Source organism: Pseudomonas sp. TE3895 (genome assembly GCF_056278855.1).
The window spans coordinates 750,975-776,305 of record NZ_JBWBQE010000001.1; the positions used below are offsets into that span (position 1 = coordinate 750,975).

Annotated in this window: 21 protein-coding genes; 8 read left to right on the forward strand and 13 right to left on the reverse strand. The window is 63.1% G+C overall.

What is annotated here, in order from left to right:
- Nucleotides 1–297: 297 nt before the first annotated feature.
- The 3 genes from ACZ889_RS03300 to ycaC all read right to left on the reverse strand — a co-directional run bounded on the left by ACZ889_RS03300 (nt 298) and on the right by ycaC (nt 2,212).
- On the reverse strand, nt 298–1,116 hold the full coding sequence (locus ACZ889_RS03300) for an alpha/beta fold hydrolase (RefSeq protein ID WP_003253555.1): 819 nt from the start codon (nt 1,114–1,116) through the stop codon (nt 298–300).
- 40 nt (nt 1,117–1,156) lie between these two features.
- On the reverse strand, nt 1,157–1,465 hold the full coding sequence (locus ACZ889_RS03305; protein ID WP_003253554.1) for a putative antibiotic biosynthesis monooxygenase: 309 nt from the start codon (nt 1,463–1,465) through the stop codon (nt 1,157–1,159).
- A 117-nt stretch (nt 1,466–1,582) separates the two neighbouring features.
- On the reverse strand, nt 1,583–2,212 hold the full coding sequence (ycaC, locus tag ACZ889_RS03310) for an isochorismate family cysteine hydrolase YcaC (RefSeq protein ID WP_003253552.1): 630 nt from the start codon (nt 2,210–2,212) through the stop codon (nt 1,583–1,585).
- Between the two features lie 321 nt (nt 2,213–2,533).
- Between ycaC and ACZ889_RS03315 the strand changes: the two genes are divergently transcribed.
- On the forward strand, nt 2,534–3,961 hold the full coding sequence (locus ACZ889_RS03315; RefSeq protein ID WP_047603703.1) for a mechanosensitive ion channel family protein: 1,428 nt from the start codon (nt 2,534–2,536) through the stop codon (nt 3,959–3,961).
- Between the two features lie 108 nt (nt 3,962–4,069).
- On the opposite strand, the gene amaA is transcribed toward ACZ889_RS03315, so the two are convergent.
- Nucleotides 4,070–5,356, reverse strand: coding sequence for an L-pipecolate oxidase (gene amaA / locus ACZ889_RS03320; RefSeq protein ID WP_003253548.1), 1,287 nt, complete (start codon nt 5,354–5,356; stop codon nt 4,070–4,072).
- A 157-nt stretch (nt 5,357–5,513) separates the two neighbouring features.
- Nucleotides 5,514–7,004, reverse strand: coding sequence for an L-piperidine-6-carboxylate dehydrogenase (amaB, locus tag ACZ889_RS03325; RefSeq protein ID WP_003253547.1), 1,491 nt, complete (start codon nt 7,002–7,004; stop codon nt 5,514–5,516).
- 135 nt (nt 7,005–7,139) lie between these two features.
- Here amaB and ACZ889_RS03330 point away from each other — a divergent pair, with 135 nt between their 5' ends.
- Together ACZ889_RS03330 and hglS are read left to right on the forward strand one after the other, a co-directional pair.
- On the forward strand, nt 7,140–8,030 hold the full coding sequence (locus tag ACZ889_RS03330; protein ID WP_003253545.1) for a LysR family transcriptional regulator: 891 nt from the start codon (nt 7,140–7,142) through the stop codon (nt 8,028–8,030).
- A gap of 203 nt (nt 8,031–8,233) precedes the next feature.
- Complete coding sequence (gene hglS, locus ACZ889_RS03335; protein WP_004575228.1) at nt 8,234–9,628, forward strand: 2-oxoadipate dioxygenase/decarboxylase HglS; 1,395 nt, start codon at nt 8,234–8,236, stop codon at nt 9,626–9,628.
- Between the two features lie 52 nt (nt 9,629–9,680).
- Here the strand turns inward: hglS and ACZ889_RS03340 are convergent, their stop codons facing one another.
- Complete coding sequence (locus ACZ889_RS03340; protein ID WP_012054085.1) at nt 9,681–10,607, reverse strand: LysR substrate-binding domain-containing protein; 927 nt, start codon at nt 10,605–10,607, stop codon at nt 9,681–9,683.
- Between the two features lie 157 nt (nt 10,608–10,764).
- On the opposite strand from ACZ889_RS03340, the gene ACZ889_RS03345 reads away from it, so the two are divergent.
- Nucleotides 10,765–12,153, forward strand: a complete 1,389-nt coding sequence (locus ACZ889_RS03345; RefSeq protein WP_004575226.1) for a NorM family multidrug efflux MATE transporter — start codon at nt 10,765–10,767, stop codon at nt 12,151–12,153.
- 183 nt (nt 12,154–12,336) lie between these two features.
- Here the strand turns inward: ACZ889_RS03345 and ACZ889_RS03350 are convergent, their stop codons facing one another.
- On the reverse strand, nt 12,337–14,004 hold the full coding sequence (locus ACZ889_RS03350) for a putative bifunctional diguanylate cyclase/phosphodiesterase (protein ID WP_004575225.1): 1,668 nt from the start codon (nt 14,002–14,004) through the stop codon (nt 12,337–12,339).
- A gap of 297 nt (nt 14,005–14,301) precedes the next feature.
- On the opposite strand from ACZ889_RS03350, the gene rep reads away from it, so the two are divergent.
- Nucleotides 14,302–16,311, forward strand: coding sequence for a DNA helicase Rep (gene rep / locus ACZ889_RS03355; protein ID WP_003253537.1), 2,010 nt, complete (start codon nt 14,302–14,304; stop codon nt 16,309–16,311).
- Between the two features lie 111 nt (nt 16,312–16,422).
- The gene (locus tag ACZ889_RS03360) at nt 16,423–16,995 is read left to right on the forward strand and encodes a xanthine phosphoribosyltransferase (RefSeq protein ID WP_003253535.1); all 573 of its coding nucleotides are present in this window, start codon (nt 16,423–16,425) and stop codon (nt 16,993–16,995) included.
- Between the two features lie 111 nt (nt 16,996–17,106).
- On the opposite strand, the gene ACZ889_RS03365 is transcribed toward ACZ889_RS03360, so the two are convergent.
- The 5 genes from ACZ889_RS03365 to dadA all read right to left on the reverse strand — a co-directional run bounded on the left by ACZ889_RS03365 (nt 17,107) and on the right by dadA (nt 22,869).
- Complete coding sequence (locus ACZ889_RS03365) at nt 17,107–18,966, reverse strand: acetyl-CoA hydrolase/transferase C-terminal domain-containing protein (RefSeq protein WP_476257177.1); 1,860 nt, start codon at nt 18,964–18,966, stop codon at nt 17,107–17,109.
- Between the two features lie 165 nt (nt 18,967–19,131).
- The gene (locus tag ACZ889_RS03370; RefSeq protein WP_033723760.1) at nt 19,132–19,536 is read right to left on the reverse strand and encodes a c-type cytochrome; all 405 of its coding nucleotides are present in this window, start codon (nt 19,534–19,536) and stop codon (nt 19,132–19,134) included.
- A gap of 154 nt (nt 19,537–19,690) precedes the next feature.
- On the reverse strand, nt 19,691–20,239 hold the full coding sequence (locus ACZ889_RS03375; protein WP_003253526.1) for a cupin domain-containing protein: 549 nt from the start codon (nt 20,237–20,239) through the stop codon (nt 19,691–19,693).
- 107 nt (nt 20,240–20,346) lie between these two features.
- Entirely contained in the window at nt 20,347–21,420 is a 1,074-nt protein-coding gene (gene alr / locus ACZ889_RS03380) for an alanine racemase (protein ID WP_180689083.1), read from the reverse strand.
- 144 nt (nt 21,421–21,564) lie between these two features.
- A complete protein-coding gene (gene dadA, locus ACZ889_RS03385) occupies nt 21,565–22,869 on the reverse strand; it encodes a D-amino acid dehydrogenase (RefSeq protein WP_180689082.1) in 1,305 nt (434 codons plus the stop codon).
- 156 nt (nt 22,870–23,025) lie between these two features.
- Between dadA and ACZ889_RS03390 the strand changes: the two genes are divergently transcribed.
- The gene (locus tag ACZ889_RS03390) at nt 23,026–23,514 is read left to right on the forward strand and encodes an Lrp/AsnC ligand binding domain-containing protein (RefSeq protein ID WP_003253520.1); all 489 of its coding nucleotides are present in this window, start codon (nt 23,026–23,028) and stop codon (nt 23,512–23,514) included.
- Nucleotides 23,515–23,516: 2 nt separating this feature from the next.
- On the opposite strand, the gene ACZ889_RS03395 is transcribed toward ACZ889_RS03390, so the two are convergent.
- A complete protein-coding gene (locus tag ACZ889_RS03395) occupies nt 23,517–23,870 on the reverse strand; it encodes a YkgJ family cysteine cluster protein (RefSeq protein WP_003253518.1) in 354 nt (117 codons plus the stop codon).
- A 143-nt stretch (nt 23,871–24,013) separates the two neighbouring features.
- Between ACZ889_RS03395 and ACZ889_RS03400 the strand changes: the two genes are divergently transcribed.
- On the forward strand, nt 24,014–25,306 hold the full coding sequence (locus tag ACZ889_RS03400; RefSeq protein WP_060544892.1) for an NAD(P)/FAD-dependent oxidoreductase: 1,293 nt from the start codon (nt 24,014–24,016) through the stop codon (nt 25,304–25,306).
- The last annotated feature ends 25 nt before the right edge of the window (nt 25,307–25,331 follow it).

A 25,331-nucleotide genomic window follows, 5' to 3' on the forward strand; every position in this document is an offset into this window, starting at 1 on the left:
GTAAAAGGCAATGCGGACCAGAGCGCGCCAGCGGCACCGAGCACAGTGCTGGTGGCGAGGAACTGGCGACGGGTCTTGTCGTTGCGATCCTGGGACATGGGCTTCTCCGACTAGGGGCCGGCAGGGGGACTGCGAAGCATGCCGGTTGATGCAAGGCCTGGGCTTGAATGGATGTGCGGTGGGTTGAAGAAGGTTAGCCCTGGTCAAGCTTTTTGCTGCCTGGGCCGGCCTCTTCGCGGGTAAACCCGCTCCTACAACGTCTGTAGGGGCGGGTTTACCCGCGAATGTTTCCCACAATTACCGCTGAAGGAACGCCAGCAAGTCCTCATTCAGCTGCTGCGCATGGGTCACCGCAAACCCGTGCGGCGCCCCGGCATACACCTTCAGCTCGGCACCGCGAATCAGCTCCGCCGCCTGCTTGCCAGTGGTCTCGAACGGCACGATCTGGTCGTCATCGCCATGGATCACCAACGTCGGCACATCGACCTTGGCCATGTCGGGACGGAAATCGGTCTCCGAGAAGGCCGTCACACAATCCAGGGTGCCTTTGATGGACGCCATCAGCGCAATGTTCAGGGTCTGCGTCTGCACACCCTGGGACACCTGCTGCCCATGGTTCAGGCCGTAGAACGGCGTGGCGAAATCGGCGATGAACTGCGCGCGGTCGGCACGCAGGCCGGCCTGGATGCCCTCGAACACCGACAGGTCGACACCGTCAGGGTTGTCCTCACGCTTGCCGAATACTGGCGTCACCGCGCCCAGCAACACCAGCCCGGCCACCCGCTCGCTGCCGTGGCGGGCGATGTAGCGGCTGACATCACCGCCCCCCATCGAGAAGCCCACCAGGGTGACGTCGCGCAGGTCGAGGTGCTCGATCAGCTGGGCAATGTCATCGGCGAAGGTGTCGTAGTCGTAACCGTTCCACGGCTGGCTCGAGCGGCCGAAACCCCGGCGGTCGAAGGCGATGGCGCGGTAACCGCGGCTGGCCAGGAACTCCATCTGCGAATCCCACATGTCGGCATCCAGCGGCCAGCCGTGGCTGAACAGCACGGGCTTGCCGCTGCCCCAGTCCTTGAAATAGATCGAAGTGCCATCGCGGGTAACGAACGTGCTCATAGCGGTATCTCCTTGAACGTTTCGAGGTGAAGGCGTCGGCTCAGCCGCGCAGCCAGTTGGCGCAGCGGCGGGTTACCCAAGGCATGATGTAGAACACCACGGGCAGGATGACGAACAGGTTGACGATCAGGTTGCCGGTGATCACGCCGCCCAGCTGCGGGAAGCGTGCAAACAGCGGCGCCAGCAGTTGCGGGATGACCATGGTCATCGGGCAGATCACCAGGTAGGTCAGCAGCGCCTGTTTCCAGCGCGGCGGTTGCGCTGCCGGGGTGCCCGGCGAGCTATCAAGCACCTTGTGTTGCAGGCATACGGTCACCACTTCGCGGTTGTCATGGAGTGCGGTGTTCATCGGCGTTCCTTGGGATGAGCTTGCCCGCATCCACTGTGCAACGGCGGACGGGCGCTGGATTGGATAGGTGTGCTGCCCTGGGCGGGCACCGATTGGCGGTGCCCGCGGCGTTTGCGCTTACTTGTTGGCGTTGAAGGCGTTGTAGCTGGTCATCAGGTTGCGGTAGTCCGGGATGTGGTTGGAGCACAGCGCGGCCAGGCCTTCGATGTCGTTGCGCCAGTCACGGTGCAGCTCGCAGGCCACGCCGAACCAGGTCATCAATTGCGCACCCGCCTGGCTCATGCGGTCGTGGGCGGCGTCGCGGGTCATGGCGTTGAAGGTGCCGGAAGCATCAGTGACCACGAACACGTCGAACTCTTCTTCCAAGGCAGACAGGGCCGGGAAAGCTACGCACACTTCAGTCACAACGCCGGCGATGATCAGTTGCTTCTTGCCAGTGGCCTTCACGGCCTTGACGAAGTCTTCGTTGTCCCAGGCGTTGATCTGGCCAGGGCGGGCAATGTACGGCGCGTCCGGGAACAGGGCTTTCAGTTCTGGCACCAGTGGGCCGTTGGGGCCTTGCTCGAAGCTGGTGGTGAGGATGGTCGGCAGGTTGAAGAACTTGGCCAGGTCGGCCAGGGCCAGCACGTTGTTCTTGAACGCGTCCGGCTCGATGTCGCGGACCAGGGACAGCAGGCCAGCCTGGTGATCGACCAGCAGTACGGCGGCGTCGTCTTTGTTCAGGCGGTTGTATTTGAAGTGGGTCATGGGGATAGCTCCTAAGGGTTTTGATGTTCAGTAAGTTGGGTGTTTCGCGTTGATGGGAGAAGATTAAAACCACCACCTTTGGAGCGGTAGATAGCGGTTTTTGCCTTTAGCGTTCTGTTTTAGGAACGATAGATTGGCGTTGGTTTTGCTGGCCTCTTCGCGGGCTCGCCCGCTCCCACAGGGATCGCACAAGGTTCAAAACCAGCGCTTTACCTGTGGGAGCGGGCAAACCCGCGAAGGGGCCAGCACAGGCTTGCATTGCCTGCCCGGCAAACCTGCTCTATTACTACCCACAGCCCTCCCCTCACCCCCGAGACCACCATGCTGGCGTTCATCCAGTCGTCCCCGTTGTTGCTCGGTTGCGCCCTGATCCTGCTCGACCTCGTGCTTTGGCAACTGATCCCCATCCAGCGCCATGCCTGGCGCATCAGCGCGCGTCTGGTGATCTTCCTGCTGTTCAGCGCGGTGCTGATGGCCGCCGGCATGAGCCCGCTGCAACCACCGCCGTGGCCCGACGATCTTTCGCGCAACCTGATGGCCACGGTATTGGCCATCGGCTGGTGGCTGTTCGGTGCGCGCACGGTGACCGTGGTGTTCGGCCTGTTGCTGGTGGCCCGTGGCAGCCATGGCGGGCGCTTGCTGCAGGATGTGCTGGGGGCGTTGATCTTCCTCGCCGCCGTGGTCGCGGCCGCAGGCTACGTGCTGCAACTGCCGGTGAAGGGCCTGCTGGCCACCTCCGGGGTAATGGCCATCGTCATCGGCCTGGCGCTGCAGAGCACACTGGCTGACGTCTTCAGCGGCATCGTGCTGAACACCACGCGGCCCTATCAGATTGGCGACTCAATCTCCATCGACGGCACCGAAGGCAAGGTCCTGGACATCGACTGGCGCGCCACGCGCCTGCTGACCGGTACCGGCAGCCTGGCGGTAATCCCCAACTCGGTGGCGGCCAAGGCGCGGCTGCTCAACCACAGTCGCCCGGCCGATGTGCACGGGGTATCGATCAGCGTGGTGGTCCCGGCCAAGGTGCGGCCCAAGCGTGTGTTCGATGCGCTGGAAAAAGCCTTGCAGGGCGTCAGTGCCATCCTTGCGACCCCGAAGCCGAAGGTGACGGTAAAGGCCTCGACACTGGAGTCGGTGGAGTACGAGGCCAGCGGCTTCGTGGCCGATGCGGGCGCCAAGGGCGATGCACGTAACCAGCTGTTCGACCTGGCGCACCGGCACCTGGAGGCCAGCGGGGTGATGTGGAACGTCGACCTGGCTGTGCCGCCGCGCAGCCGCCAGCGCGAGGTGCTGGATGAGGTGCGAGTGTTCCGCTCGCTAAGTGACGAAGAGCGCGATGCGTTGAGCCAGCGCATGACTGCAGTCGAGTACCTGGCGGACCAGGTGATCCTGGAGGTGGGCGAGCATTCCGATCATCTGCTGGTGATTGGCAGCGGTGTGGTGTCGGCCTCGGTGCGCGACGGAGACAAGCGGCTGGAGGCCGGGCGCATGGGGCCGGGAGAGGTGCTTGGGATCGAGGGGATCATCGACGACGAAGACTCGCTGGCCGAATTCCGCACGCTGACCAGTTGCGTGCTGTACCGGATCGACAAGGAACAGGTGAAGAGCTGTTTGCAGCAGCGTGGCGAAGTGCAGACGGCGTTGAGCAAGTTGCAGCGGTTCCGGCGGCAGAGCCGGGAGTCGTTGTTGCTGCAAAAGCCGGCCCTGATCAAGAAAGGTGGCTTCCTCAGCTGGCTGCACAAGTAAGCCTGTGCTGGCCTCTTCGCGGGTAAACCCGCGCCTACAGGTTCACCACAGCCCTCTCAGGCGGTGAACAATTTGTAGGAGCGGGTTTACCCGCGAATAGGCCAGTACTTACAACACAACCCTCAGGCACTGCCCCGCGTGGTACAGCGAGAAGCCGGACTCGTAGAACGCCGTCCGCAGCGAAGGCGCGCTCACACCGCTCATCGGCGAAAACGGAATCGGCAGGCTGTCCGCCTCGCCCTTGAGCAGGAACTCGGCAAACGCCCGGCCAATCACGGTGCCGGTGGTATTACCGCGCCCGTTGTACCCGGTCACCGCCACCAACCCAGGCGCCGGCTCGAACAGGCGCATCAGGTGGTCAGGCGTGAAGTCGATGCAGCCGGTCCAGTGCATTTCCCACTCGACCTTGCCCAGCTCCGGGTAGTAATGGCCCTGGATGCGGTCGGCCCAGCTGCGCACGAACCACGCCGGCTTGTTGTCGACCCGGCCCAGGCTGCCGAGCAGCAGGCGGCCCTGATCGTCGCGGCGGATGCTGCTGAGCACGGTGCGGGTGTCCCACGAACCTTGGCCATGTGGCAGCACCTTGTCGGCTGCGGTGCCCTGCAGCGGTTTGGAGGCTACCTGATAGTAATAACCGCGGAAGAACTGCTTCTGCAGGTTGCTCCAGTCGCCTTCGGTGTAGGCGCCGGTGGAAATCACCACCTTTTCGGCGCGCACAGCGCCACGCGCAGTCTTCACCCGCCAGCCATCACCTTCACGCTCCAGGCCTTCGACCGAAGACTGCTGGAAAATCTTGCCGCCCAGGCGCGTTACAGCAGCCGCCAGGCCCTGGGTGTAGCCCATGGGGTTGATGGTGCCAGCACGGCGATCAAGCAGCGCAGCGGAAATCTTGTCGGTACCGCAGTATTCCTGGCACTGGGCACCGGTCAGCAGCTCGACGTCGGCACCTCGGCGGCGCCATTGTTCGTGACGCGCTTCGAGGTCGGCGATACCGGTGGCGTTGTGCGCCATGTGCAGCGTGCCTTTGTGCTGGGCCTGGCAGTCGATGCCGAGGCGCTCGATCATGGCGAACACTTCAGCCGGGGCTTCGCCAAGCACCTTGTTCAGGCGGCTGCCCTGCTTCTGGCCAAGGGTGGCCTCGACGTCGTCGGGGCGGATCCAGGTACCGGCGTTGACCAAGCCGACGTTGCGCCCGGAGCCACCGTGGCCGATCTTCCAGGCCTCCAGCACGATCACCGACTTGCCCTGTTCGAGCAGGTGGATGGCCGCCGACAGGCCGGTAATACCGCCGCCGATCACACAGACATCGGCCTTGTGCTCACCGGCCAGGGCCTGGGCGGCGACGGTCGGTTTGCTGACGTGTTCCCACAAGCATTGTTGACGCAGTTCGGACATGGCCGGCTCCAGCAATTTGTTCTTGTTGGGGCCGCAGGGCGGCCCATTCGCGGGTAAACCCGCTCCTACAGGGGTCGGTGTCGCTTGGACGAACCCTGTAGGAGCGGGTCTACCCGCGAACCGGGGGCCAGGCCCCCGGCCATGCAGCATCAATACATCAGTCGAACACGATACCCTGCGCCAGCGGCAGCTCGCGCGAGTAGTTCACGGTATTGGTCTGGCGACGCATGTAGCCTTTCCAGGCATCCGAGCCCGACTCACGGCCACCGCCGGTTTCCTTCTCGCCACCAAACGCACCGCCAATCTCGGCGCCGCTGGTACCGATGTTGACGTTGGCGATGCCGCAGTCGCTGCCCGAGGCGCTCTGGAAGCGCTCGGCTTCACGGATGTCGGTGGTGAAAATGCACGACGACAGGCCTTGTGGCACTTCGTTGTTCAGGCGCAGGGCCTCCTCGAAGTCGTCGTAGGCCAGCACGTACAGGATCGGTGCGAAGGTTTCGTGGCGCACCACGTCACTTTGCGCCGGCATTTCAGCAATGGCTGGCGAAACGTAGTAGGCGTTCGGGTACTGGTCGGCCAGCTGACGCTCGCCACCAAATACCTGGCCACCTTCGTCACGGGCCTTGGCCAGTGCACCCTGCATGGCGTCGAACGACTGCTTGTCGATCAGCGGGCCGACCAGGTTGTCTTTACGTGGGTCGCCGATACGCACTTTGCCGTAGGCGGCTTTGACGCGGGCAACCACTTCGTCCTTGATCGAGCGGTGCACGATCAGGCGGCGCAGGGTGGTGCAACGCTGGCCGGCAGTGCCGACAGCCGAGAACAGGATGCCGCGCACGGCCAGGTCCAGGTCGGCGCTCGGGGCCAGGATCATGGCGTTGTTGCCGCCCAGTTCCAGGATGCTGCGGCCGAAGCGGGCAGCAACGCGTGGGCCGACTTCGCGACCCATGCGGGTGCTGCCGGTGGCGCTGACCAGCGGTACGCGCGGGTCGTCGACCATGGCTTCGCCAGCTTCACGGCCGCCGATCACCAGTTGTGCCAAGCCAGCCGGAGCATCGCCGAAGGCTTTCAGGGCTTTTTCGAACAACGCCTGGCAGGCCAGGGCGGTCAGCGGAGTCTTCTCGGACGGTTTCCATACCACCGAGTTGCCGGCCACCAGGGCCAGGGCGGTGTTCCAGGCCCACACGGCAACCGGGAAGTTGAAGGCGCTGATCACGCCGACCACACCCAGCGGGTGCCAGGTTTCACGCATGTGGTGGCCCGGGCGCTCGGAAGCGATGGTCAGGCCGTACAGCTGGCGCGACAGGCCAACGGCGAAGTCGCAGATGTCGATCATTTCCTGCACTTCACCCAGGCCTTCCTGGGTGATCTTGCCGGCTTCGATCGAGACCAGCTCGCCGAGGTCGGCCTTGTGCTCACGCAGCACTTCGCCGAACAGGCGCACCAGTTCGCCACGGCGCGGAGCAGGCACACTGCGCCAGGCTTCGAAAGCGCTCTGGGCCTGATCGATGCGGGCGATGGTCTCGGCCTTGCCGAGCAGTTTCACCGAGGCGATCTGGCTGCCGTCGATCGGCGTGTGAACAGGGTAGTCGCCCTGGGTGTAAGCCTCGGCGGCAACGCCAAGGCGCTCGAGCAATCCAGCAACCATTTGTGCATCTCCTACATCGGTGATGGGGTGGAAAAATGATGTGGATCAGTATTAATCCGATCACATAGGTACAACAAACGACCTTTATTCCGCATATCATTCCGTCAGGTAATGATTTGAGCCGCAGAGACCGCTATGTCAAAACGCCTAGTACCCTCCATGACCGCCCTGCAGTGCTTTGAAGCTGCAGCCCGCCATCTGAGTTTTACCCGTGCCGCTGAGGAACTGCACCTGACCCAGAGCGCGGTCAGCAAGCAGGTGGCACAGCTGGAAGACATGCTGCGCCACCACCTGTTCCTGCGCATTCGCCGGCGCTTGCAGCTTACGCCAGCCGGCAGCCTGTACCTGGCCGAGGTCAACAAAATCCTGACCCAGGTGGACATGTCCAGCCGCTACGTACTCACCTACGGCGAGCAGACCGAGATATTGAAGGTAGCCACTCAACCGAGTTTTGGCGTGCGCTGGTTGATCCCGCACCTGAAGGGGTTTGGCAAACGGCACAGCAATATCCACCTGGACATTCGCAACGAAATGGAGCCGTTCGCCCTGCTGCAAGGCTCGGCTGACGTGGTGTTCTTCTATGGCCAGGGGACCTGGCCGGGGGCCACTTGCGTGGAGTTGTTTCGCGAAGAGGTGGTGCCGGTGTGTGCGCCAGAGCTGCTGGCCGGGCGCAAGCTGGCCGGTGCCGAGGAGCTGGCCGAGCTGGTGCTGCTGCAAAGCACCTCGCGCCCGGAGGCCTGGCATGAGTGGTTCCTGGAGCAGGACCTGCAGAGCGTCAGCGCCTACCACGGGCCGCGCTTCGATACGTTCTATATGGCGTTGAGCGCAGCACAGGCCGGGTGCGGGGTAGCGCTGGTGCCGCGCTACCTGGCGGCGAAGGAACTGGCCGACGGTAGCCTGGTGGTGCCGTGGAACCATGCGATGCGCAGTGCCGGGGCGCACTATCTGGCGTACGCTGAACATGCGGCGGAGGTGCCCAAGGTGCGGGCGCTGGTGGAGTGGATCCACGAACAGCTTCAGGCTTGAGGGCCTCTTCGCGGCTAAAGCCGCTCCTACGGGGCCCTGCGCAAGACCCCAACCTTGCACGGTCCCTGTAGGAGCGGCTTTAGCCGCGAAAGGGCCGTCGAGGTCGATCAAAAAAGGAATGACACACTCACTTTTTTTCGCTTGTGAGCAAAGTGCATTCCCAGCTTTCATGTAAGCGTCCGAACCCAACCAGGAAGCTAGCGATGCCCGCCAACGATTTCGTCAGCCCAGACAGCATCCGCGCGCAGTTCTCTGCCGCCATGTCGCTCATGTACAAACAGGAAGTGCCGCTGTACGGCACGCTGCTGGAGCTGGTGAGCGAAATCAACCAGCAGGTCATGGCCCAGCAACCCGAAGTGGCCGAGGCCCTGCGCTGGACCGGCGAAATCGAGCGCCTGGACCAGGAACGTCACGGCGCCATCCGCGTCGGCACCGCCGAAGAACTGGCCACCATCGCCCGCCTGTTCGCTGTCATGGGCATGCAGCCGGTCGGCTACTATGACCTCAGCTCCGCTGGCGTACCGGTGCATTCCACTGCCTTCCGCGCGGTGCACGAGCAATCGCTGCATGTCAGCCCGTTCCGTGTGTTCACCTCGCTGCTGCGCCTGGAGCTGATCGACAACCCGCAGTTGCGCGAGCTGGCACAGAGCATCCTGGCCAAGCGCCAGATCTTCACCTCCCGCGCCCTCGAACTGATCGCCCAGTGTGAGCGCGAGGGTGGCCTTGACGCCGCGGATGCAGAGACGTTCGTGCAGGAGGCGCTGCACACCTTCCGCTGGCACCAGGACGCTACCGTTACGGCCGAGCAGTACCAGCAGCTGCACGACCAACACCGCCTGATCGCCGATGTGGTGGCCTTCAAGGGCCCGCACATCAACCACCTGACCCCGCGTACCCTGGATATCGATGCAATCCAGCTCGGCATGCCTGCCAAGGGCATCCCGCCGAAGGCCGTGGTTGAAGGCCCGCCCACCCGCCGCCACCCGATCCTGCTGCGCCAGACCAGTTTCAAGGCCCTGCAGGAAACGGTCGCCTTCCGCGACCAGCAAGGCCGCGAAGGCAGCCACACCGCGCGCTTTGGCGAAATCGAGCAACGCGGCGCGGCGCTGACGCCGAAAGGTCGCCAGCTTTACGACAAGTTGCTCGACGCTACCCGCGCTGCGCTGGGTGGCGCTCCGGCCGAAGCCAATGCCGAGCGTTACATGGCGCTGCTGCAGGCAAACTTTGCCGAATTCCCGGATGACCTGGCGCAGATGCGTGAACAGGGCTTGGCGTACTTCCGCTACTTCGCCACCGAGAAAGGCCTGGCCGCACGCGACCAGGAAGGCCGCCCGACCACCCTGCAAGGCTTGATCGACGCGGGCCACGTGCACTTCGAGGCGCTGGTGTACGAGGACTTCCTGCCGGTGAGTGCGGCGGGGATCTTCCAGTCCAACCTGGGTGACGATGCGCAGGCCGAATACGGCAGCAACGCCAACCGCGAAGCGTTCGAAGCGGCGCTGGGGTTGCAGGTACAGGATGAGCTGGCGCTGTATGCGCAAAGCGAGCGCCGGTCGCTGCAGGCCTGCGCACAGGCGTTGAACCTGGGCTCGATGTAAATCTGCACCGGCCTCTTCGCGGGCGAGCCCGCGAAGAGGCCGGTGCAGGTGATCAAAGAGGCGGCAGGATTTCCACATCCGGCAAATCCATTGCCGCCACCTCGCCTTCCAGGAACGCACTCAACCGCCGCAACCGCTCGCCGCCTCGCCGGGTGCGCGGCCACACCAGGTAGTAATCCATGCCGCTGGGCACCGCCGTCGGCCATGGCAGGCTCAAGCGCTTCTGCGCCACATCTTCGGCCACCATCAGCAAATCGCCCATGGATATTCCATAGCCACGCGCCGCGGCAATCATGCCCAGCTCAAGGGTATCGAACACCTGGCCGCCCTTGAGCGACACCTCGTCGCCAAGCCCCATACGCTCCAGCCATTCCCGCCAGTCACGCTTGTCCACCGTAGGGTGCAGCAGCTCGATAGAGGCCAGCCTACGTACATCCCAAGGTTCCTCGTCGAGTAGGTCCGGCGCACCGACTGGGATCAGTAACTCAGGGAACAGCTTGCGCACCTCCCACTCCGCCGGGAACACCCCATCACTGAGCAACACCGCGCAATCGAACGGCTCCTGGTTGAAATCCACATGGTCGACATCCATCCAGGCACTGGTCAGTTGCACCTCATTGCCCGGCTGCAGGTGGCGAAAGCGGCTAAGGCACGCCAGCAACCAGCGCATGGTCAGGGTCGAGGGGGCTTTCATGCGCAATATGTCGTCTTCACCGCACAAGGTTTCACAGGCCCGCTCAAATGCCGCGAAGCCCTCGCGCACGCCCGGCAGCAGTACCCGCCCCGCTTCGGTAAGTTGCAGGCTGCGGCCACTGCGCACGAACAGGCGGCAGGCAAAATGCTCCTCCAGCGTACGGATATGCCGGCTGATGGCGCTTTGGGTGATAGAAAGCTCTTCGCCCGCACGGGTGAAGGAGCTTAGCCGCGCGGCAGCTTCGAATGCGCGCAGGGCATACAGCGGTGGTAGCTGGCGTGGCATGAGGCACCTGCAATATGGGCGTGTGAGGCAAATCACCGAGAAGCCTATATACATGAGTTCAACTCATGCCAACTATCGCTTTTATCCTTTTGTGCAAAGTTGACCGAAGCCTCAGAATCGCCCTTCGTTGATCACCCCAGAATGAAGGACTGCCCCCATGCACGTCGCGCCCACCACAGAACTCAAGGCTTTGCTGCGCCTGGCCGGGCCGCTGATTGCCTCGCAGTTGGCGCACATGCTGATGGTGCTGACCGACACCCTGATGATGGCCCGCATCAGCCCTCAGGCCTTGGCGGGGGGTGGCCTGGGGGCAGCCAGCTATTCGTTCGTATCGATCTTCTGCCTGGGCGTGATCGCCGCAGTCGGCACGCTGGTGGCCATTCGCAAGGGTGCCAACGACATCGAGGGCGCCACCCGGCTGGCGCAGAACGGCCTGTGGCTGGCCTGGGCCTTGGCGCTGTTCGCCGCGCTGGTGCTGTGGAACCTTGAACCTGTGCTGCTGCTTTTCGGGCAAAAGCCCGAGAACGTGGCCTCGGCCGCCGAATTTCTCACCCTGCTGCCACTGGCCCTGCCCGGCTATCTGACCTTCATGGCCTTGCGTGGCTTCACCAGCGCGCTGGGCCGCTCGACCCCGGTGATGGTCATCAGTTTGTTCGGCACAGTGCTCAACTACCTGTTCAACGTGGCACTGATCGAAGGCATGTTCGGCCTGCCCAAGCTGGGCCTGATGGGTATCGGCCTGGTCACTGCAGTGGTGTCGATGGGCATGGCCGCTGCCTTGGCGTTGTATATCCGCTGGCATTCGGCCTATGCCGCCTACCCGCTGCGCAAGGGCCTGTCACGCCCATCACTGGCGGCCCTGCGCGAGCTGTGGCGGCTGGGCCTGCCGATTGGCGGTACCTACATGGTGGAAGTGGGCCTGTTCGCCTTCGCCGCGCTGTGCATGGGCGTGCTGGGCAGCACCGAGCTGGCGGCGCACCAGATTGCCCTGCAGATCGTGTCCACGGCATTCATGGTGCCGACGGGCTTGTCCTATGCGGTGACCATGCGCGTCGGCCTGTACTACGGCGCTGGCAACCTGCTGGCGGCGCGCAGCGCCGGGCGGGTGGGCATCGGGTTCGGGGCCATGATCATGTTTGCCTTCGCCGCGCTGTTCCTGCTGCTGCCCGAAGCACTGGTAGGGCTGTTCATCGACCGTAATGACCCGGCCTTTACCGCGATCTTCCAGGTGGCCGTGCAGTTGTTGATGGTGGCGGCGTGGTTCGAACTGTTCGACGGCATGCAGACGATTGCCATGGGCTCGATCCGTGGGTTGAAAGATGCCAAAACCACCTTCCTGATCGGGCTGGTGTGCTATTGGCTGGTGGGGGCGCCGAGTGCCTGGCTGTTCACCTTTACGCTGGGCGGTGGTGCAGTAGGGATCTGGTGGGGGCTGGCGCTGGGGCTGGCATGTGCGGCGGTGGCGCTGACCTTTGGCTTTGAGTGGCGGATGAAGCGGTTGTTGGGGAAGGCTTGGGCTGCCGGGAAGGCGACGGCTTCGGCCTGACGTGGGGGCCTCTTCGCGGGTAAACCCGCTCCTACAACGGCCTGTGTCCAACCCCGGTGTGTGTGTCCACCGCAGATCAGTGTGTAGGAGCGGGTTTACCCGCGAATACGGTGGTGGCGGCAACGGTGAACGTCTGGTGGAGATTGGCCAGCAGGCCCGGCCCATTCGCGGGTAAACCCGCTCCTACAGGACAGCCTCCAACTGGCGTCCGGGCGCCTGCAGCAAATACGCCATCAATTCCCCTATCGGTAGCGGCTTGCTGACCAGGAACCCCTGCACCTGGTCGCAACCAAACCCACGCAGCAACGCCAGTTGCTCTTCACTCTCCACACCCTCGGCCACCACCTCGAGGTTGAGGTTGTGCGCCAGGTTGATCATGGCGTGTACCAGCTTGCGGTTCTCTTCACGCATTTCCATTTCCGCAACAAAGCTGCGGTCCACCTTGAGCAAGGTGATCGGCAGGCTGTTGAGGTGCACGAACGAAGAAAACCCGGTGCCGAAATCATCGAGCGAGAAGCGCACGCCCAGGCGGCCCAGCGCGTCCATGGTCTGGCGCACCACCTCGTTGCGGCGCATCACCGCCGTCTCGGTCAGCTCGAACTCAAGCCAGCGGGCATCCACACCGTGCTCGAGGATCAGGCGACTCAACGTGGCCAGTAGCTGGCTATCCTGGAACTGGCGGAAACTCAGGTTGACCGCCATGTGCAGCGGTTCCAGGCCACGCTCGCACAATGCCTGCATGTCACGCAGGGCACGGGAAATAACCCAATAACCCAAGGGCACGATCAGGCCGCTCTGCTCGGCCAGTGGCACGAACTCACTGGGTGGCAGCAGCCCGCGCTCGGCATGGCGCCAGCGCACCAGCGCCTCCAGGCCAACAATGCGCCCGTCAGCCAGGTTCAGGCGGGGCTGATAGTGCAGCTCCAGTTCGTCGCGGCGCAGGGCGCGGCGCAACTCGCTTTCCAGGTCGGCAAGGCTGCGGGCGTTGCGGTTGATGCGTTCGTTGAACACATGGAAGGTGCAGCCCTGGCTGCCCTTGGCCTGACGCATGGCGATGTGCGCGTGCCACATCAGCGGATCGGCGCCGCTCTGCGCGCGAGCATGTGCAATGCCCAGGCTGCAGCCCAGCAGCAGGCTTTCGCCGTCGATCCAGTAGGGCTCTGCCAAGGCCTCGACGATGCGTTCGGCAATCCATTCGGCGCGGTTGGCATCGCGACGGGTGTCGATCAGCAGGGCGAACTCGTCGCTACCCAGACGTGCCAGCTGGTCGCCCGCCTCCAGCTGATGCTTCAGCCGTGCCACCACCTGCAGGATCAACCGGTCACCGCTCTGGTGGCCCAGGGCGTCGTTGACGTGGCGGAAGTTGTCCAGGTCCAGGTGGCCAAGCGCGACACCACGGCCTTCGTTTTCGGCCAGGCGTGCATTAAGCAAAGCCTGGAAGCCCTGGCGGTTGGCGATGCCGGTCAGCGGGTCCTGCTCGGCAAGGCGCTGCAAGGTGGCGACCAGCACCCCTCGCTCTCGCACATGGCGCAGTGAGCGGCGCAGGGTATCGGCGTTGAGCTGGTCGCGCACCAGCCAGTCACTGACAGCGCTGGGCGCTGCCTCAGGCTCGTGTTCAAGCAGCAGAATAGTCGGCAGCTCGCAACGCCCGGGGGCGGGCTGCAAGGCGGGTGTTGCCAGCACGACGGCCTGACGATCATGGCTGAACAGGCTGTCGACCGCCTCCCAGTTTGGCGCAGTCAGTAACACGGCGCTGCCACCCAGTGCGGGCATGCACGCGTGCAACGAGGCAGCCCATTCCGGCTCATCGGCCAACAGCAGCAAACGCAAAGGTTCGACAGGCGTGGACAAGCGGGCTCCTTAGGGCTTGACGGTGCAACGAGATCTGGAGGGGATGCTACTGCATTCAATGAAAATGATTTTCACTTTTATACATGGTTTTTTCGAGCGTAGCATTCCGACGTATTTTGTCGTGCATCCTGCGCGAAACGAGTCAAACCGGCAAATATGATTTTTTCAGCTACTAGCATTAGTGACACTAATAATTAGGCGGACAAAAGTCTGACTCAGACGTCAGACGGTCGCGCCACAACGGCCCCATGCCTGTTAGAATGCGCGGCTATTTTCTGGCGACCCCCGGTTTCTAGCATGTCCCGACTCAATCCCCGGCAGCAGGAAGCCCGTGACTATGTCGGCGGCCCTCTTTTGGTGCTCGCCGGTGCAGGTTCGGGCAAGACCAGCGTAATCACGCGCAAGATTGCCCACCTCATCCAGAACTGCGGCATCCGCGCCCAGTACATCGTGGCGATGACCTTCACCAACAAGGCCGCGCGCGAGATGAAGGAGCGGGTCGCCACCTTGCTGCGCCCGGGCGAAGGCCGTGGCCTGACCGTGTGTACGTTCCACAACCTGGGCCTGAACATCATCCGTAAGGAACACGAGCGCCTGGGCTACAAACCGGGTTTCTCGATCTTCGACGAGTCCGACATCAAGGCGTTGCTGTCGGACATCATGCAGAAGGAATACTCCGGCGACGACGGCATCGACGAGATCAAGAACATGATCGGTGCCTGGAAGAACGACCTGGTCCTGCCGCCAGAAGCCCTGGAAAAGGCGCGCAACCCGCGCGAGCAGACCGCCGCCATCGTCTACACCCACTATCAGCGCACGCTCAAGGCGTTCAACGCGGTGGACTTCGACGACCTGATCCTGCAGCCGGTCAAGCTGTTCCAGGAGCACCCCGAGGTGCTGGAGCGCTGGCAGAACCGCGTGCGTTACCTGCTGGTGGACGAATACCAGGACACCAACGCCAGCCAGTACCTGCTGGTGAAAATGCTGATCGGCATGCGCAACCAGTTCACCGTGGTGGGCGACGACGACCAGTCGATCTACGCCTGGCGTGGTGCGCGCCCCGAGAACCTGATGCTGCTCAAGGAGGACTACCCCTCCCTGAAGATCGTCATGCTCGAACAGAACTACCGCTCCACCAGCCGCATCCTGCGCTGCGCCAACGTGTTGATCGCCAACAATCCGCATGCGTTCGAAAAGCAGCTGTGGAGCGAAATGGGCGTGGGCGACGAGATCCGCGTGATCCGCTGCAAGAACGAGGAAGCCGAGGCCGAACGCGTGGCCATGGAAATCCTCACCTTGCACCTGCGCACCAACCGCCCGTACAGCGACTTTGCCATCCTTTACCGCGGCAACTACCAGGCCAAGCTGATCGAACTGAAGCTGCAGCACCACCAGGTGCCGTATCGCCTGTCGGGCGGTAACAGCTTCTTCGGCCGCCAGGAGGTCAAGGACCTGATGGCCTACCTGCGCCTGCTGGTGAACCCGGACGATGACAACGCCTACCTGCGGGTAATCAACGTGCCGCGCCGCGAGATCGGCTCCACCACCCTGGAAAAGCTCGGCAACTACGCCACCGAGCGCGGCATTTCGATGTACGCCGCCAGCGAAGAGCTGGGCCTGGGCGAGCACCTTGACGCGCGCTACACCGAGCGCTTGCAGCGTTTCAAGCACTGGCTGGACGGGGTGCGCCACAAGGTTGCCCTGGAAGACCCGATTGCCGCACTGCACGAGATGATCCGCGACATCGACTACGAGAACTGGATCCGCCAGCAGACCGCCAGCGACAAAGCTGCCGAGTTCCGCATCAGCAACGTCTGGTTCCTGGTCGAAGCGCTGAAGAACACCCTCGAGAAGGACGAAGAGGGTGACATGACCATTGAGGACGCCATCGGCAAGTTGGTGCTGCGCGACATGCTCGAGCGCCAGCAGGAAGAAGAAGAGAACGCCGAAGGTGTGCAGATGATGACCCTGCATGCTTCCAAGGGCCTGGAATTCCCCTACGTGTTCATCATGGGCATGGAAGAGGAAATCCTCCCGCACCGCTCCAGCATCGAGGCCGACACCATCGAAGAGGAACGCCGCCTGGCCTACGTGGGTATCACCCGTGCGCGCCAGACCCTGGCCTTCACCTTCGCCGCCAAGCGCAAGCAGTACGGTGAAATCATCGACTGCACGCCCAGTCGGTTCCTCGACGAACTGCCACCGGACGACCTGGCCTGGGAGGGCCTTGACGATGCGCCGGTCGAGGTGAAGGCCGCTCGCGGCAACAACGCCCTGGCCGATATCCGGGCAATGCTCAAACGCTGATCAACCATTACTCTTTAACTTTGCCGCTTTTAGCGGCCACGGTGGTTTGTATGGCCGATTTGAGCTCACAGATCGGCCATACAGCCCACTATCTACATCGAGGAAATCACAGTGGAAGCACTGCATCAGAAGATTCGCGAAGAAGGCATCGTGCTTTCCGATCAGGTTCTCAAAGTCGACGCGTTTCTCAACCACCAGATCGATCCGGCGCTGATGCAGCTGATCGGTGACGAGTTTGCCCGCCTGTTCGCCGATGCCGGCGTGACCAAGATCGTCACCATCGAAGCCTCGGGCATTGCCCCGGCGGTGATGACCGGTCTGAAACTGGGTGTGCCGGTCATCTTCGCTCGCAAGCACCAGTCGCTGACCCTGACCGAAAACCTGCTGACCGCCTCGGTGTATTCCTTCACCAAGCAGACCGAGAACACCGTGGCCATTTCGCCGCGTCACCTCAACAGCAGCGACCGCGTGCTGGTGATCGACGACTTCCTGGCCAACGGCAAAGCCTCGCAGGCGCTGATCTCGATCATCAAGCAGGCAGGTGCCACCGTGGCGGGCCTGGGTATCGTGATCGAGAAGTCGTTCCAGGGCGGCCGTGCCGAACTGGACAGCCAGGGTTACCGCGTTGAATCGCTGGCCCGGGTGAAGTCGCTGGAAGGTGGTGTGGTCAGCTTCATCGAATAAGGCCTCACCGCCCCGGCGTAGGAACGGGTTTACCTGCGAATGCGATGGCAGATTCAATATCGCATTCGCGGGTAAACCCGCTCCTACATGGGGCCATGTGTGCGCAAACGATTATCCTGTCGCCTGTAACCCTGCCAGCAGTAGCCGCTGATAAAGCTCCTCTTTCAACCCTTGCGGAACCTCCAGCCCCATCCGCGCCAGATGCCGCTCATACCCTTCCGGGCCCGGTGCATCCAACGCTGCCTTGCCCAGCTCCAACACCTCGCTCAGCTTGAACTTGCTCTTCAACCAGTTCAGCGCCCGCAACAGATCCCGCTCCTCGGCCGTAAAGTCCGTGCCCATCGGATACTCCGGGAACAGCCGCGCATGCTGTGCCCTGATCGCCTCCAGGCGTTGCGGGGTATTGTCGGTAAAGCGCGCCTCCAGCTGAAAGTCGTCGGCAAGCTTTCCAGCTTCTTTTGCCTGCTTGATCAGGCCCGGCTGGAACCGCGAATCGCTCACCGCCAACAACCGCGCAATCACTTCGCTGTCAGTCTGCCCACGCAAGTCCGCAATGCCGTACTCGGTCACCACGATATCGCGCAGGTGCCGGGGAATGGTGCAGTGGCCATAGGTCCAGAACAGGTTCGAGGTCACCTCCCCGCCTGCCTCGCGCCAGCTGCGCAGTAGCAGGGTCGAACGCCCGCCCTCCAGCGCATGGCCCTGGGCAACGAAGTTGTACTGCCCGCCCACGCCACTGAGCACGCGGCCGTCTTCAAGCTGGTCGGCCACCCCGGCGCCGAGCAGGGTCATGCCAAACGCGGTGTTGATGAAGCGCGCATCACGACGTTGTCGGCGCTTGAGTGCCTCCTGCCCATAGAGCTCGTTGATGAAGCTGATACGGGTCATGGCAAACTGCGCGCGCTGCTCCAGCGGCATCTCGCGCAAGCGCTGGTAGAACGCTTGCGGGCCGAGGAAAAAGCCGCCATGCAGTATTGCGCCCTGCTCGTCCGCCGGGCGTCGTAGCAACCCTGCTTCGGCCAGCACCAGCAGGCCGTTGACGAACATCTCGCTGCAGCCGTACAAGCCGTGGGCAAAGGTGTCCAGGCCCCCTTCTCGCTCGATCAATGTCTGCCACGGTCCGACATCCAGCGCCTTGAGCACCTCACGGTAACCGGCGTTGTCGCCCTGACGTGCCAGCAATGCCGCGGCAACCGCATCGCCCATGGCACCAATGCCGATCTGCAGCGTACCGCCATCGCGTACCAGGCTGCTGGCGTGCAGGCCGATGCAGTGGTCCTGGATGCCGACCGGCATGTTTGGCGTGGAAAACAGCCGACGTTGCTCGGCTTCGTCGAGCAGCAGGTCGAACGCATCGATGGGCAGCTCTGCATCACCCGGCATGTAGGGCAGTTCGGCATGCACCTGGCCCAGCATGAGGATGGTTTCGCCAGCCGCGCGGCGCTTGGCGATCATCGGCAGCAGGTCGAGGGTGATGTCTGGGTTGCAGGCCAGGCTCAAGTGCACGGGCTTTTCGGGGGTGGCGGCCACCAACTGGGCGATCAGGTTCAGGCCCTTGGCGTTGATATCCCGTGCGGCGTGGCTGTAGTTGCTGCTGACGTAGTCCTGCTGCGCCGATTCGCTGTGCAGCAGGCTACCGGGCTGCATGAAGAACTGTTCGACTCGGATGTTCGGCGGCAGGCTGTCGTTGCGCAGGTCTGCGAGGTAACTGAGCTCTTCGTAGTCAGCGAAGACACGCTCGACGAAGGGTTCGAGAAAGCGCCGCTGCAGGCCATCGCCCAGTGGCGGGCGGCCAAGGGAAAGTGCGGTATAGATGGTCAGGCGACGTTCGGGCAGCTCGCGTACGCGGGCGTAAAGTGCGTTGACGAAGGCATTGGGTTTGCCCAGGCCCAAAGGCAGGCCCATGTGGATATGGGCTGGCAGCCGGGACAAGACCTGCTCGACAGCCTGGTCGATGGAGCAGAGGTGCATCTGGGCCTCCTGAAACATCCATGGGTTCAGGAGTTGGACATAGGGCTGAAGTAATTGGTTGCCTGTACCGGCCCTTTCGCGGGCAAGCCCGCGAAGAGGCCGGCCCAGGCAACAAAAAAACAAAGCCCGCCATCAACGGCGGGCCTCATGCAATTCAGCTGTAAATCACAACCCGGACATTTTCTTGATTGCCCCTTTCAGGTCTTCATCCGAGCAGTCTGCACAGGTGCCCTTCGGCGGCATGGCGTTGATGCCGGTAATGGCCTTGGCCAGGATGCCATCCAGACCGCCTTGGTGGTCGGCGCGTTCTTTCCACGCGGCGGTGTCACCAATTTTAGGCGCGCCGAGCAAGCCGCTGCCATGGCAGGCATTGCAGTGCTTGGCGATGATTTCATCCGGCGTCTTGGCTCCCCCGCCACCCGCTGCAGCGGCCACTTCCATGCCTTTGCACTCCTGGCCCTGGACACACACCTGGCCAACCGGCTCCAGGCGTTTGGCGATGTCGTCATTGGTCGCAGCGGTTGCGCTCATTGCCCAGAGGGCGAATACGGCTGCTGGTACGGCCAGCATCTTCTTGATTTGATTCACGCGAACACCCTCATGGTGGCTAATCACGCTCGCGGCCACGGATCGGCGAGCGTTGAAAAGTATAGCGGGAACCCAGAGGCCGTGAAACGACCCCACACAGGAAAGGGGTATTGCCGAATCAATGCACTGCGCTGGATCAAAAGTTTGAAGGCGTCGCCGCACTGATCAGCCGCGCCGGCTGGTCGAATGGGTTGCGGAAGCGGTGCGGGCGGGTGCTTTCGAAGTAGTAGCTGTCGCCTTCTTCGAGAACGAAAATCTCGTTGCCGACCACCAGTTCCAGGCGGCCTTCAAGCAGGATACCGGTCTCCTCGCCGTCGTGGGTCAGCATCTCGGCACCGGTGTCCGCACCTGGCGGGTACACCTCGGTCAGAAAAGCGATGGCACGGTTGGGGTGCGACTTGCCCACCAGCTTCATGGTCACCGCACCGTCCGAGATATCGATCAGCTCGTGGGCCTTGTAGACGATCTGAGTCGGGCTTTGCGGCTCCAGCTCGACCGAAAAGAATTCGACCATGGACATGGGAATGCCGCTCAGCACTTTGCGCAGCGAGCTGATAGAGGGGCTTACGCTGTTCTTCTCGATCATCGAGATGGTGCTGTTGGTCACGCCAGCACGCTTGGCGAGTTCGCGCTGCGACAGGCCCTTGAGCTTGCGGATGGCTTGCAGTCGTTCGCCGACGTCCAAAGCTGGAGCCTCCTGAAACAGTGGGAAGGGGGTGGATGTGAACGATATCATGGCAATGCCGTTCAGTATTTACAACACACCGCCCCCAACCTGTCCGCTTCAGCGTCTCATTCGCCGATGTAGTCCCGTGGTACCCGCTTAAGGTTACAGAAGATCTGGTAGGGAATAGTGCCCGCATGCGCGGCCACTTCACTGGCCAGCACCTGCTTGCCCCATAGTTCGACCGGGCTGCCGACAGTGGCTTGCGGTACGTCGGTGAGGTCGATGCTGAGCATGTCCATCGACACCCGGCCGATCAGCTGGGTGCGCTTGCCAGCGACCAGCACCGGGGTGCCGTTGGGCGCCTGGCGCGGGTAGCCATCGGCATAGCCCATGGCGACCACACCCACGCGGGTCGGCCGAGGGCTGACGAACTTGGCACCATAGCCCACCGGCTCGCCGGCAGGCAGCTCGCGCACGCTGATCACCCGCGATTGCAGGGTCATCACCGGTTGCAGGCGTGCGGCCTCGGCCTGCGCCACTTCGAACGGCGTGGCGCCGTACAGCATCAGGCCTGGGCGTACCCAGTCGCTGGGCGCTTGCGGCCAGCCCAGCACGCCGGGTGAGTTACGCAGGCTGCATTCGGCGGCCAGGCCCTGTCGGGCAGCTTCGAACACGGCAATTTGCTGGGCGGTAGCGTCAGCGTCCAGTTCGTCGGCGCGAGCGAAGTGGCTCATCAACACGATGCGCGAAACCATGCCACTGGCCAGCAGTCGCTGGTAGGCATCGTGGTAGTCCTTGGGGTGCAGGCCAACGCGGTGCATGCCACTGTCCAGCTTCAGCCAGACGGTGAGCGGTTTGTGCAGCGGGGTTTTCTCGATGGCTTCCAGCTGCCACAGCGAGTGCACCACGCACCACAGGTCGTGCTCGGCGATCAGTGCCAGTTCGCTGGCTTCGAAAAAACCTTCCAGCAGCAGCACCGGGGCTTTGATACCGGCGGCGCGCAGTTCCAGTGCCTCCTCGATGCAGGCCACCGCAAAGCCGTCGGCCTCGGCCTCCAGGGCCAGGGCGCAGCGCACGGCGCCGTGGCCGTAGGCATCGGCCTTGATCACGGCGAGGGCTTTGGCACCCGTCAGTTCACGGGCCAGACGGTAGTTGTGGCGCAGGGCCTGGAGGTCGATCAGGGCGCGGGCGGGACGCATGGCGGCTGCCTTATGGTGGTTCGGGTTGAAATCGGTGGTGGATTCTTCGCGGGCTTGCCCGCTCCCACAGGTAGCGCACAGCGTTCAAAAGCTGTGGTGTTCCTGTGGGAGCGGGCAAGCCCGCGAATGGGCCTGCACAGGCTATTACTGCTGGTGAACCGGCGCGCTTTGCCCGTGCTTGGCCACTTCCCGGCTGTTGCCATACCGGGAGATATCCAGGCCTTCGGCACTGATCTGCGGCTTCTTGCGCGCAATCAGGTCGGCCAGCAAGCGACCGGAACCGCACGCCATAGTCCAGCCCAAGGTACCGTGACCGGTGTTCAGGAACAGGTTGCGGAACCCCGTGGCACCCACGATCGGCGTGCCGTCCGGGGTCGCCGGGCGCAAGCCGGTCCAGAAGCTGGCCTGGCTCAAGTCACCGCCGCGAGGATAAAGGTCGTTGACGATCATCTCCAGTGTTTCGCGCCGGCGCGGGTTCAGCGACAGGTCAAAGCCGGCGATTTCAGCCATCCCGCCAACGCGGATGCGGTTATCGAAACGGGTGATCGCAACCTTGTAGGTCTCGTCGAGAATGGTCGAGGTCGGAGCCATGTCGGCGTTGGTGATCGGCACGGTCAGCGAATAACCTTTCAGCGGGTACACCGGAGCCTTGATGCCCAGCGGCTTGAGCATCTGTGGCGAGTAGCTGCCCAGCGCCAGCACGTAGCGGTCTGCCGTCTCCAGCTTGCCGTCGATCCACACGCCATTGATGCGGTCACCGGCGAAGTCCAGGCGCTGGATGTCCTGGCCGAAGCGGAACTCCACGCCCAGCTTCAACGCCATGTCGGCGAGCTTGGTGGTAAACAGCTGGCAGTCGCCAGTCTGGTCGTTCGGCAGGCGCAGGGCGCCGGCCAGGATATCTTTCACGCCGGCCAGGGCGGGTTCGACGCGGGCAATGCCGTCGCGGTCGAGCAGCTCGTAGGGCACACCGGACTGTTCGAGTACGGCAATGTCCTTGGCCGCAGCATCGACCTGGGCCTGGGTGCGGAACAGCTGGGTGGTGCCCAGGCTGCGGTTTTCGTAGTTGATGCCGGTTTCGGCGCGCAGCTCGTCGAGGCAGTCACGGCTGTACTCGGACAGGCGCACCATGCGCTCCTTGTTCACCGCGTAGCGGCTGGCAGTGCAGTTGCGCAGCATCTGTGCCATCCACAGGTACTGGTCGACGTCGCCCGTGAGCTTGATGGCCAAGGGGGCGTGACGCTCCAGCAGCCATTTGATTGCTTTGAGCGGTACACCAGGGGCAGCCCAGGGTGAGGCATAGCCGGGCGAGATCTGGCCGGCGTTGGCAAAGCTGGTTTCCATGGCCACCGCCGGCTGGCGGTCGACCACCGTGACTTCGAAACCTTGCCGGGCCAGGTAGTAGGCACTGGCGGTTCCGATTACACCGCTACCAAGTACCAGAACTCGCATCGTTTTATCCCTCACACGCGGCGCGCCGCACACTTTTATTGAAATGGCATGAATGGGCGCAGTATAGGAATTTGAGACCAGTGCAATTCACTATATAAAAGCCTATTATTGGCGAGAATTCTCGGCAAAATCGCCTTTCACGGAGGGGCATCCCCTATGAGAACCCAGCACCAGACCAAGCGTGAACTGGACAAGATCGACCGCAACATCCTGCGTATCCTGCAGAATGACGGGCGTATTTCCTTCACCGAACTGGGCGAGAAAGTTGGGCTGTCCACCACCCCTTGTACCGAGCGGGTTCGCCGCCTCGAGCGCGAGGGCATCATCATGGGCTACAACGCCCGCCTGAACCCGCAGCACCTCAAGGGCAGCCTGCTGGTGTTCGTGGAAATCAGCCTGGACTACAAGTCAGGCGATACCTTCGAGGAGTTCCGCCGCGCGGTCTTGAAGCTGCCCCACGTGCTGGAATGCCACCTGGTGTCGGGCGACTTCGACTACTTGGTGAAAGCGCGTATTTCGGAAATGGCCTCGTACCGCAAGCTGCTCGGGGACATCCTGCTGAAACTGCCGCACGTGCGCGAGTCGAAGAGCTACATCGTGATGGAAGAGGTGAAGGAGAGCCTCTGCCTGCCGATCCCGGACTGAGGCTAGACCAGCACCTGGCGGGTGGTGGCAATGAACTGGTGGACCAACTGTTCAGCGGCGGGGTCGATCATCGGTTCAGGGCCACGACCCCGCGGGCAGGCCATGCGCGGGGTGGTACCGAACAGCCGGCAGATCATCGGCCGCTCTTCATACACCGTGCAGCCGTTGGGCCCCAGGTGCACGCAGTCCAGACGCTCCAGAGCAGCGTCCTGCTCGGCCTGGGACTTGCGCGGCAGGCGGGCCATTTCCTCCGCCGAGGTGGTGACCGGGCCGCAGCAGTCGTGGCAGCCGGGCTCGCACTCGAAAGAGGGGATGAGTTCGCGCAGGAAGTGGATCTTGTGGCGGTTACAGGACATGACGGGATACAAGCTGACAAAGTGATTGGATTATAGGCTTATTCGCGGGTTCACCCGCGAACGAGTATGAAGCCCTCGCTGGTTGCCCGGCCGCGATGGCACAGCTTATCCTCGTCCCCCCTCCATTTTTCAGGGCCGCCCCAATGATCCACAGCGCGCAGCACGCCGCCTCCTATTACGCCGCCAGCAGCGCGCCACACCCCGACCACGCCTACCTGCAAGGCGAACACAACGCCGACGTGTGCATCATCGGCGGCGGCTACTCGGGCCTGAACACCGCCATCGAGCTGGCCGAGCGTGGTTTCTCGGTCATCCTGCTGGAAGCGCGCAAACTTGGCTGGGGCGCCAGTGGGCGCAATGGCGGGCAACTGATCCGAGGGGTCGGTCATGGTCTGGAGCAGTTCCTCCCGGTCATCGGAGAAGAAGGCGTGCGCACCATGAAACTGATGGGCCTGGAGGCCGTACAGATCGTGCGCGAGCGGGTAGAAAAGCATGCCATCGCCTGCGACCTGGCCTGGGGCTACTGCGACCTGGCCAACAAACCCGCCGAGCTTCTGGGCTTTGCCCAAGACGCTGAGGAACTGCGCAGCCTGGGCTATGCACATGAGCTGCGGCTGGTCGGCAAGGACGATATCCACAGCGTGGTCGGTGCCGATTGCTACGTGGGCGGGTTGGTCGACATGGGCTCCGGGCATCTGCATCCGCTCAATCTGGCACTGGGTGAAGCCGCCGCAGCCGCCCGCCTGGGCGTGAAGTTGTTCGAGCAATCCGAAGTCACCCGCATCGACTACGGCACTGAAGTGCAGGTGCATACTGCCCAAGGCCGGGTACGCGCCAAGACCCTGGTACTGTGCTGCAACGCCTACCACAACGACCTCAATCGCGAGCTGGGCGGCAAGGTGCTGCCGGCCGGCAGCTACATCATCGCCACCGAGCCGCTGGGCGAAGAACGCGCACGCACATTGCTGCCGCAGAATATGGCGGTGTGTGACCAGCGCGTGGCGCTGGACTACTACCGCCTGTCCGCCGATCACCGCCTGCTGTTTGGCGGTGCCTGCCACTATTCAGGCCGCGACCCGAAGGACATCGCCGCCTATATGCGGCCGAAGATGCTCAAGGTGTTCCCGCAGCTTGCCGACGTGCGCATCGACTACCAGTGGGGCGGCATGATCGGCATTGGTGCCAATCGCCTGCCGCAGGTTGGCCGCCTGGCCAGCCAGCCGAACGTGTATTACGCCCAGGCCTACTCGGGCCATGGGCTCAACGCCACCCACCTGGCTGCGCGCCTGCTGGGTGAAGCCATCAGTGGCCAGGAAAGCGGGCGCTTCGACCTTTTCAACAAGGTGCCGCACATCACCTTCCCTGGCGGCAAGCACCTGCGCTCGCCACTGCTGGCGCTGGGGATGCTGTGGCATCGCCTCAAAGAGCTGACTTGAGTGCTGTGCGGCCCCTGAACTGCGC